We start from the raw sequence: 9372 nt of genomic DNA on the forward strand, positions 1-9372 counted from the left end.
TCGACACCGGCGCAGACCTGGCCGGCGTTGCCGAACGCGCCGACGGCGGCGGCTTCGGCGGCCTTGTCCAGGTCGGCGTCCTCGGCGACCACCATCGCGTCCTTGCCGCCGCACTCGGCCACCAGCGGGGTGAGGGTTTCGGCGCAGGTTGTCATCACTTTGCGGGCGGTGGTGCCGGAGCCGGTGAAGGCGATCTTGTCGACCCCGGCCCGGGCGAGTGCGGTGCCGGTCTCCCCGAGACCGGTGACCACCTGCAGCACCGGCCGCGTGCCATCGAGCGAGTTCCACTTCTGCTCCAGCCAGGTGCCGACCCCTGGGGTCAGCTCGGAGGGTTTGAACACCACCGCGTTGCCGGCGGCGAGGGCGTAGGAGATCGCGCCCATCGGGGTGTAGAGCGGGAAGTTCCACGGGCCGATGACACCGATCACCCCGAGCGGCTGGTAGCCGAGGGACGCGGACTGGTTGATCGCGGCCAGACCGGACCGAACCCGTTTGCGCCGCAAGATTTTTCGGGCGTGCCGGGCGGCCCAGTCCAGATGCTCGATCGCCAGCATGATCTCGAGGGCGGCGTCGCCGCGGGGTTTGCCGGTCTCGGCGGAGATGAGCGTGGCGAGGGCGTCGGCGTCGGACGCGACGGCCCTCTTGAACGCGAGCAGCATGGTGCGACGCCCGCGAAAGCCCTGGTCGTGCCACCAGCGGGCGGCGGCGCGGGCCCGATCCACCGCGGCGGCCACGGCGACCGAGTCGGCGATCGGGTATTCGGCGAGGACGGTGCCCGAGCGCGGGTCGAGGCTGGCGAACGTGCCGGACGGGGCGACGGTGGGGGCAGTAGTGCGCGTGTCTTCAGTCATGAGATCAGGCCTTCTTGGCAGGATCACCCGACGCAATTGGGTGGTCGCGGGCTACTCGATGTCACGGGTGCCGGCGGCGGGTGGTCGCGGCGAAATGAGAGTGACCGGGTGGGCGAACCGCCCCGTGGAGGGTGGTGCCCGCACGGTGTGTCAGGCTTCGAGCACGGTCTTCGCGTTAGCGAGATTGCGGTGGGCGTTGCGGGCATAGAGTGTCGCGACGATCCCATCGGGGATCTTGCCGAGGAGGCCACCGAACTTCCCGGACTCCTGGTGCCAGGTGACCCGGGTGCTCTCCGCCCCGGCCGGGGCGAAGCGGATTTCGGTCTCGAAGGGGGGCGGGAGTGTCGACGCCGCGGCGACGCAGGGACGTGTCCTGCTCGACGCCGGTCAGTTCCTCGGTGACGTCGAGCCGCCGGCCGGCGACCTTGACGACGTGATGCACGACGGCGCCCATTTCACCGCAGTCTCCCGACACGTGCTGGTAGGACGCCACGTTTCTTGGCGTACCGGGTGACGTTGGCAGGGTCGTGGAAGAAGGCGAACACCTCCTCGATGGGGCGTTCGATGACAACGGATTCCTCGGTGATGATCATGGCGCCCTCCTGGGTCGTGTTCGTGTTGGTGGGTGTGGATGGCGGGGTGCGTGGGGAGGTGGATTCAGCCGACGGTCGGAGCAGTCAGATTCATCTGCGTACCTGTCGGTGGGGTAGGTGGTCGATGAGGTCGGCTGCGGCCATCGAGCCGTCGTGGGAGCGGATCCTCGTCCCGAGCCCGGCGGCGGCCGCCCGGTGTGGGCCGTCGGCGAGAAGAGTGTCCACCGCAGCTCGGATGCGGTCGGGTGGGGCCTTCTTGGGCAGGCAGCGGGCCGCACCGCGGTGGTCGAGGGTGCGGCCGATCATCGTCTGATCGAGCAGCGGGTGCATCGGCAGGATGATCAGCGGCACGTCGTGGGCCAGGGCGCGCATGGTGGTGTCGTGTCCACCGTGCCCGATGACGAGGGTGGCGTCCGGCAGGATCGTCTCGTGATCGAGGTGGCCGTGGATCTCGGCGTCCGGGCCGGCGGTCAGCGTCGTGGGGTCGACGGAGGTGCCGGTGGTCACCACCGTGCGTGCCGGGACCCCGCGCAGCGCGTCGAGGACGCGTTGCAGAGTCTGCTGCTGGCCGCGGAAGTTGGTGCTGGACAGGCTGACCAGGATCAGCGGCTCCCGCTCCCCGACCCAGGTCAGGGCGGACGGCATGCGGTGCGGCACCACCCCGGTGTAGTGGACCGCCGGGGGCAGATCACGGCGCCGGCGCCCGGCCGGGTCGAGTTCCCGCTCGGTGGTCACCAGCACCAGGTCCGAGGAGGTCCACAACCGCAGGGGCCGTTGCCCTTTCAGGCGGGCCAGCACCGGTGCCGGGCCGCGCCTGGCGCCCGCTTCCATGAACTCGTAGAAGGTGTGCACCAGCGTCACCCGCGGCAGGCGGGCCCGCTCGGCCGCGGCCAGGGCGCCGTAGAGCAGGCAGTCGGTCACCACCACGTCGGCGGGTTCGGCGGCGACGGTGTCGAGCAGATCGATCCCGGGGCCGGGGTCGGTGAACACCGACAGATACGCGTACAGACCGCGGATTCCGGGGTGTGCGGTGGTCGACCGCCAGGGCCGGGCACGGCGGAACGCGGTGAACCGGAAACCCAGGTTCTCGATCTGCCGGCGCTGCTGTTCATGCCCGAGGAACCGGACCTCGTGGCCGCGGCGGTGGAGCTCGGTCGCGATGCCGAGGGCGGGGGCACGTTGCCGCCGCCGTCCCAGGTGACGAACAGGATGTGTGCCATGGCGTGGCCTCCAGGAGGCTGGGTCTCGGGATGGGCCCGGTTCAGGTCGGTTCGGGTGGCGCGTCCGGGAGCAGCGCCCGCAGCATGCCGAGCAGCGCCTGCCCGGTACGCTCGGCCGACATGCCGAGATCATTGCGGAACACGTGCCAGACCAGCACGTCGGTGCCGGCGGCGAGCTGAGCGAACAACAGGTCACGATCCGCCGCCGGCAGCGGGTCCAGGTACGGGGCGAACACCTGCTCCACCCAGCGGTGGTGGAGGCCCTGCGCGCGGGCGACGATCGACGCGATGAGCGGCGAGCGCTGCGCCTGCAGCACGTGCCGCAAACCCAGCGGCCCCCACTGCTCGTAGTGCGTCATCAGGTTCTCGACGGCGGCGTCGACGTCACCGGCCGCGACCGGGAAGCGCTGCGCGGTGACCTCGCGGCCGATCCACCGCAGCGTCGCGGTCAGCAGTCCGTCCCGGTTGCCGAACTTGCGCTGCACCGTCTTGATCGACACCCCGGCCCGGCCCGCGACCCGCTCGAGGGTGATCTCGTCCAGCCAATACTCCCGGTACAGCTCCAGCGTGGCGCCCATGATCCGCTCCGTGGTCTGTGCCGCCGATTGCGCCCGGGCGGTCATCCGGTACGGGCGCGGCGACCCCACTTTCATGTCCATAATGATGGACCTCAAAATTTGGGCTGTCAACAGCGACGACACGATCCGTTGCATGCCCCAGACCCCCCAGCTCGCGGATGTTCGCGGACAGCTGTCCACCGTTGAGGAAGCCATTCGCGCAGGACTGCTCGCCGAGACAATCTCACCCATTCGGCCAATTTGCTGGCATTCCCTAGCCCGGCGGAGCCGTGGTGCCCAGCGACTCCGACCGAAACCTGACGCTGTACCACGGCCCGGACGTCGCCGACTTCGTGCTCGACGCCAGCGCTGCGGTCGTGCGACAGCTGACCCGGCCCACGCAATGTCGCGTCGCCGCGCCGCCGGGCGCGGTGAGAGCGGGAGCTGTTCCGGGACCACCGCCGCGACCGCGCCAGCTTCATTCCGCCGGTCGACGTCGACGGCAAGATCATCGCCGAGCGGTTCACCCGAATGGACATCTATGCCCGCGACGGCGGGATATGCCAACTCTGCCTGGAGCCAGTGGACTTCGATGCCCTGTACGGCCCGGAAGTCCTGTCGATCGACCACATCGACCGCGAAGGCCCCCACACCCGGGCGAACTGCCGCCTCACCCATCAGTTCTGCAACAACGATGCGCAGTGGGCCAGCGGTTTCGATCCCAGTTCCGCGAGTCGGTTTTCTCGGACGGGGAAACGGGAACGCGCAGCTCACCGGCTTCCGGCCACGGGGCCGGTTTCGGAACGCCCCGGTCCGCGTTCGGCAGACGGGGTCGTTCCTGCCGAGCTCTCGCATGTCGACTCGGGGACGAACACCGGAGCGGCGTGGTGTCCGAGTCCTCAACGGGGGGCGTCCCCTGGTCTAGCGGTCGAGCCGGGCCGAGTGTCAGACTTGACGTCGTGGCCCGGACCAGCGAAGAGGCGCAAGAGTATCCGATAGCACCCGACGCGCCGATGCCGCTGTTCGCACGGGTCAAGGCCCTGAACAAGTTTCACACCGGTCTCGAGGACATCCGGGACGCGGGCGGACCGGTCACGATCGTCGCACTCGGACCGAAGCGACTGGTGCCGCCATTTGCTGTCGTCACCTCGCCGCAAGGTGCTCACGACGTCCTCGGCGGTTCCGACGGCGCCTTCGACAAGGAATTGACCGTCCATGCCGAATCACGAAAATGGTCCGGCGACAACCTCTTCAACATCACCCACGAGCCGTGGCTGAGCCGACGCCGAACCTTACAGCCGCTGTTCACCAAGAAACACGTCGCGATCTATGCCAGCTGCATGGCGGGTGTCGCGCAGACCATGGCCGCGGAGTGGGCCCGCTCGGACCAGGTCGACCTCGACAGGGAAACCCGGCGACTGACCTTGCGGGTGCTCGGGCAGTCACTGTTCGGGAGCGACCTCGGCGCGCAGGCCGAGGTACTCGGACCGGCGCTCGACCGTGCCGCCCGGTTCGTGTCGCATCGCGCGCTGCAGCCTGTCCGCGCACCAGCCTGGCTGCCGACACCCCCGCGCCACCGGTTTCGTACCGCGAAGGACGTCGTCGACACCGTGATCGATGAAGCGATCACTTCGGCCCACGATGAACCCGGCCGGAATGCCGAGCTGATCAGACTCTTCTTCGATACGACCGACCCCCAGACCGGGAAGCCATTCACCGACCGGGCGATCCGCCAGGAGCTGTGGGCGTTCCTTTTTGCCGGACACGACACCACGGCGACCACCTTGGCCTACAGCCTCTGGGCCCTGGGGCGCGATCGCGCGATCCAAGATCGAGTGGCGGCGGAGGTCGCCGCACTCGGCGATCGCCCACTGCACGTGGACGACGTGGCCCGCATCCCCTACACCGTCCAGGTGGTCCATGAAGCACTACGGGCCTGTCCACCCGCGGCCGCGGTCGGTCGCAGGGCCATGCGCGATGTCGCGGTCGACGGCTACCGAATTCCGGCCGGCACGAACGTCATCGTCGGGATCTATGCGCTCCATCACGATCCCACCCTGTGGGGCGCCCCTGGTCGGTTCGACCCGGAGCGGTTCAGCCCGGACCGATCGGCGGGGCGCACCAGGTGGCAGTACCTGCCGTTCGGAGGCGGTCCGCGCACCTGTATCGGGGATCATTTCGCCATGCTCGAAGCGACATTGGCCTTGGCCGGCATCCTCCGAACAGTCCAGACCGAGTCCCTCGGTGCCGACTTCCCACTCGTCACGCCGTTCACCATGGTAGCCGGCGGCCCCGTGCCCGCCCGTATCCGAGCGAGGACACCCGCTCCACCGATATAGCTGTGAGTAGTGGCCCAGGGTTTTTCCGACTTTGATTTTCGACGCGAGTTGCAGTGTCTGCGAACGGTGATCTGCCGTACGTCGAGAATTTGCGAGCCGGGTAGTCACCTGTGATCGCGAGCTAACGACGTCGAACGATGCCGACTACACGCGTTGTGGCGTTGAAGGCAGCCTTCAACGCGCGATCCGCAATTGATCCGTCGGGCGGTAGCAGCTTGATCTGGCGGGCGAACTCCATTTGGTCGTAGCGCACCGTGTTCGTGACGACCTTCCCGTCCTGAACGACGAAGTGGTCGAATCCCTCGAAATCGATTCGCCGCCCGGTGGCGGCGATGCCGACAAAGGTGCCGACGTGCCGTCCGGTCAAATGCCAGTGGACCAAGACGTCATCGCCGGACTCGGCGATCGAGACCGTCTCGAAGGTGAAGTCGGTGACGGCGGCGAAGACCTGCTCGAAGTAGGCGGCGATCTCGGCGCTCCCGCGACACGTCCCGGTCGGGAAGTGCACGGTGGAGTCGGCGGTCCAAAAACTACCACGCAGGCTGTCGACGTCCTGGGCGTTGAGGCGGTCGAGAGCCCACTGGACGAGTTGCGCCTTCGTGGCGTCGTTCGGCGGCGCGATCGGGGTCGAGGTGGGGCTGCGATCGGGCATCTCAACTCCCTGCACGTTGTCGCGCGGAACATGGGCGAGCGCCGCACGGGATTCTTCTGACAAGGCTAACGTTGCGGAGTAGTCGACCACTCGGGTTTGTCGACACCCGTTCGCCTGAGGACCTCTCCCGGGCCACTGCAACGCGCGTCGAGAATCAAAGTCGGAAACGTCCCGCCCACCTTGGGGATGGGGCAGGAACTCCTACCCGCCCACGCGCAGCAATTCGGCCTCCCCGGGCCGACGTCATGTGACCAGTATCCGCTGGTCGAGGGCCTGCTTAGAGCGTGTCTCATGTGGATGAAGTGGCGTATGGGACATAATGTGACGCGTGTTAGATGGGTTGTCACTGCGGTTGGTGCCGGATGCGTTGTGGGAGATCGTCGAACCGTTGATTCCGCGATTCGCCGCACGGCCACAGGGAGGCGGCAGTGCGCCGTTGGAGGATCGGGCGGTGTTCACCGCGATCGTGTACGTGCTGACCAGCGGATGTGCGTGGCGGCATCTGCCGCCCTCGTTCGGGGTCACCGTGCCTACCGCGCACCGAAGATTTACCGCCTGGGCGGCGGCCGGGGTGTTCGAGAGACTGCACCGCGAGGTGCTCGACCGGCTCGGAAGCGCCGGTGAACTCGACTGGACGGCCGCGATCCTGGACGCCGCGAGCGTCCGGGCGAAAAAGGGGGATCGCTGACCGGGCCGAGTCCGGTCGATCGCGGCAAGAAGGGGTCGAAGATCCACGTCCTGTCCGAAGCCAACGGCATCCCGCTGGTCGTCGATGTGTCCGCGGCGAACACCCACGACAGCACCCTGCTGCAACCGATGGTCAGCGCGATCCCGGCGGTGAAATCCCGACGAGGGCCGCGCCGTCGCAAACCCGGAAAGCTTCGCGCCGACAAGGGCTACGACTACGACAAGCACCGCCGGTGGCTGCGCGAAGAGAGAATTGTCCCACGCATCGCCCGCCGCGGAATCGAGAGGAACGACCGGCTGGGCCGATACCGGTGGAAGATCGAACGCATCATCGCCTGGCTCACCGGCTACCGACGTCTGACCATCCGCTACGAACGCCACGCCGAGCACTTCGCCGGATTCCTCCACCTCGCCGCGGCACTCACTTGCTTCAAGAAACTTCCCACATGAGACAAGCTCTTAATATCCCCCACGTGAGGGATGGTCCGGGGACGCACCGCCGACCCACACTGGGTCCAGTCACAAGTTCCGTATCGCGGCATTCGACACTGGAGTTGAGCGTGATGAGCCGGACGGTTCACGCCGAGATGGTCTTCCCATTCGACCCTGAGGAGACCTGGGACTTCTTCGCAGATCAGGGGCAGCATCTGGTGAACCTGTCGAAACGGGTTGCGGCGGTGCGTGACTACCACATCCGCGCCGATGGCACACCCCGGTACTCGATGGTCCTGCGCATCGGTCCGCTGACCGTGCAGGGCACCTCGGATTACACCGTGTTCGATCGCCCGCGGCGGACCGTCAATGCCGTGCTCAGCGAGCCCTTCGGGGGTGTCTACGAGATGCGCTTCGAGCCGGTGGTGTTAGGCACCCGTGTGCGCATCGAGTGGGCGGTGGAGGCGACGACGCGGCCGGGCGGACTGATGCTGCCGATGGTTGCTCCGCTGCTCGCCCGTGCGCTGCGCGCGGATCTCGTGACGATCGCGCGGCGCGCGTGCAAGGAAAGCTTGTGCGGACCCTGAAAGGGGCCGGCACCGATCTCGACAAGGTGGCCACATCATGCGACATCATCGAATGCACCGCTTGCTGGGACTTCTGCTCGCGGCCTGCGTCACCGTGGCCGGGTGCGGCGCGGCCGCCGCCGGACCGGAGGAGATCCGCACCTACTTCGGCTCGTCGCAGAGCGTCGGCCATGGGACGGTGAGGATCTACACCACCGTGGACACGCGGGGTGAGCCGACCGCGGTCGGTCTCCGGATGTCGGCGGCTGCCTTGGAGGGGCTGCCCGACACCAGTGCGATGTTCATGCTTGGCTTACCCGAGCAGGCGTCGGCGACGGTATTCGACCACGTCATGCTCAACTGGAACCCGCACGGACACGAACCCGAGATCCTGTTCGGCAAACCGCATTTCGACATGCACTTCTACATGACCGACATGTCCTCGACCATGGGGATCGATCCCGCCGCACCGGAGTACGCGGCCCGCGCCGCACACCTGCCCGACGGCAAGTACATCCCCCGCGATTACATCACCCCGCCCGGGCCGCTCGCATCCGAGCTGGCAGTGCCGTTAATGGGGGTGCACTGGATGGACGCGACCGCCGGAATGATCCCGGGCATCTACGACTTCACCCAGACGTTCATCAACGGGTCCTGGGACGGGAACTACACCTTCATGGAGCCGATGATGACCCACGCGTGGCTGTTGACCAGGCCGACGATTCAAGAGCCCGTAAAGCAGCCGCAGGCCTACCAGCACACCGCCTACTACCCCACCACCTACAGCGTCCGATTCGACAACACGACAGGCGAATACGACATCGCCCTCGGGGAGATGATGCTGCGCCAGCGATCGTGAAAACCAGGTCGAGCAGGGCGCCGCACTACTGCGAGTCCCAGCAATGAACCCCCTTTCCAGACTGGAGTCATCATGATTGTCGCCGAGGAATCCGTCGTCATCGACCGCCCCATCGAGGAAGTTTTCACTTTCATTCAGGATCCCGGCAACGTGACGCTGTTCATGACCAATGTGATCTCGTACGAGTTGGTCTCGGGTCAGGCCGGTGAGGTCGGCTCGGTCGTGCACGGTGTGGTCGAGGTCGCCGGCCGGCAACTCGAGATCACCGAGGAACTCACCGACATCGAGCAGGGCAAGTATCTGCGCCGCCGCGGCACCGACAGTCCGGTCCCGTACGAGACCGAAACCCTGTTCGAATCCACCGACCGGGGCACCCGGGTCACCTATCACCAGGAATCCGGGTCCCTCGGCGGCATATTCGGCGCACTCGCCGACGGAATCGTCGCGAAACTGTACGCCCGCGACGTCCGCAGCAACCTCGAGCACGCGAGAACACTCCTCGAAGCAGGCGACCCGCAATGAGCACCGATCGGGCCGCTCCCGCCGACACCCGGATGATGGGGATCCTGCACGACGCCCTGCGCCGCGACCTGGGACGGGCCCGCACCGTCCTCAC

At 67.2% G+C, this 9372-nt stretch carries 10 protein-coding genes; 5 read left to right on the forward strand and 5 right to left on the reverse strand.

Annotated features, from left to right (window positions below):
- From MLGJGCBP_RS11605 to MLGJGCBP_RS11620, 4 genes are all read right to left on the reverse strand, one after another.
- On the reverse strand, positions 1 to 851 hold an 851-nt coding region (locus MLGJGCBP_RS11605; RefSeq protein WP_160095700.1), incomplete at its 3' end, for an aldehyde dehydrogenase family protein.
- Between the two features lie 455 nt (positions 852 to 1306).
- Entirely contained in the window at positions 1307 to 1444 is a 138-nt protein-coding gene (locus MLGJGCBP_RS51645) for a hypothetical protein (RefSeq protein WP_007300075.1), read from the reverse strand.
- A gap of 90 nt (positions 1445 to 1534) precedes the next feature.
- Entirely contained in the window at positions 1535 to 2434 is a 900-nt protein-coding gene (locus MLGJGCBP_RS11615; protein WP_007300074.1) for a glycosyltransferase, read from the reverse strand.
- A gap of 271 nt (positions 2435 to 2705) precedes the next feature.
- A complete protein-coding gene (locus MLGJGCBP_RS11620) occupies positions 2706 to 3323 on the reverse strand; it encodes a TetR/AcrR family transcriptional regulator (RefSeq protein WP_007300073.1) in 618 nt (205 codons plus the stop codon).
- Positions 3324 to 4234: 911 nt separating this feature from the next.
- On the opposite strand from MLGJGCBP_RS11620, the gene MLGJGCBP_RS11625 reads away from it, so the two are divergent.
- Positions 4235 to 5560 (forward strand): cytochrome P450, encoded by a 1326-nt coding sequence (locus tag MLGJGCBP_RS11625; protein ID WP_007300072.1) that lies wholly within the window; start codon positions 4235 to 4237, stop codon positions 5558 to 5560.
- A 121-nt stretch (positions 5561 to 5681) separates the two neighbouring features.
- On the opposite strand, the gene MLGJGCBP_RS11630 is transcribed toward MLGJGCBP_RS11625, so the two are convergent.
- Positions 5682 to 6212 carry an ester cyclase gene (locus MLGJGCBP_RS11630; protein WP_007300071.1) on the reverse strand — a complete coding sequence of 177 codons (531 nt, stop codon included), beginning with the start codon at positions 6210 to 6212 and terminating at the stop codon, positions 5682 to 5684.
- Between the two features lie 328 nt (positions 6213 to 6540).
- Here MLGJGCBP_RS11630 and MLGJGCBP_RS11635 point away from each other — a divergent pair.
- From MLGJGCBP_RS11635 to MLGJGCBP_RS11650, 4 genes are all read left to right on the forward strand, one after another.
- Positions 6541 to 7349 (forward strand): IS5 family transposase gene (locus MLGJGCBP_RS11635; protein ID WP_236581034.1). Its coding sequence is split into 2 segments (ribosomal slippage): positions 6541 to 6874 and positions 6874 to 7349, totalling 810 coding nucleotides; the frame shifts between segments, so codons are not numbered across the junction.
- 113 nt (positions 7350 to 7462) lie between these two features.
- The gene (locus tag MLGJGCBP_RS11640; protein ID WP_007300068.1) at positions 7463 to 7918 is read left to right on the forward strand and encodes an SRPBCC family protein; all 456 of its coding nucleotides are present in this window, start codon (positions 7463 to 7465) and stop codon (positions 7916 to 7918) included.
- Between the two features lie 37 nt (positions 7919 to 7955).
- Positions 7956 to 8756 (forward strand): DUF5602 domain-containing protein, encoded by an 801-nt coding sequence (locus MLGJGCBP_RS11645; RefSeq protein WP_007300067.1) that lies wholly within the window; start codon positions 7956 to 7958, stop codon positions 8754 to 8756.
- Between the two features lie 72 nt (positions 8757 to 8828).
- Positions 8829 to 9278 carry an SRPBCC family protein gene (locus MLGJGCBP_RS11650; protein ID WP_007300066.1) on the forward strand — a complete coding sequence of 150 codons (450 nt, stop codon included), beginning with the start codon at positions 8829 to 8831 and terminating at the stop codon, positions 9276 to 9278.
- Positions 9279 to 9372 lie beyond the last annotated feature (94 nt).

It is taken from the genome of Rhodococcus sp. T7 (assembly GCF_009872365.1).
Lineage (GTDB): Bacteria > Actinomycetota > Actinomycetes > Mycobacteriales > Mycobacteriaceae > Rhodococcus_F.

Excerpts from the sequence above, each read along its gene's own strand:
- MLGJGCBP_RS11620 (WP_007300073.1), bottom strand. The coding sequence starts at position 3,323 with ATGGACATGAAAGTGGGGTCGCCGCGCCCGTACCGGATGACCGCCCGG.
- MLGJGCBP_RS11630 (WP_007300071.1), bottom strand. The coding sequence starts at position 6,212 with ATGCCCGATCGCAGCCCCACCTCGACCCCGATCGCGCCGCCGAACGAC.
- MLGJGCBP_RS51645 (WP_007300075.1), bottom strand. The coding sequence starts at position 1,444 with ATGATCATCACCGAGGAATCCGTTGTCATCGAACGCCCCATCGAGGAG.
- MLGJGCBP_RS11625 (WP_007300072.1), top strand. The coding sequence starts at position 4,235 with ATGCCGCTGTTCGCACGGGTCAAGGCCCTGAACAAGTTTCACACCGGT.
- MLGJGCBP_RS11640 (WP_007300068.1), top strand. The coding sequence starts at position 7,463 with ATGAGCCGGACGGTTCACGCCGAGATGGTCTTCCCATTCGACCCTGAG.
- MLGJGCBP_RS11645 (WP_007300067.1), top strand. The coding sequence starts at position 7,956 with ATGCGACATCATCGAATGCACCGCTTGCTGGGACTTCTGCTCGCGGCC.
- MLGJGCBP_RS11650 (WP_007300066.1), top strand. The coding sequence starts at position 8,829 with ATGATTGTCGCCGAGGAATCCGTCGTCATCGACCGCCCCATCGAGGAA.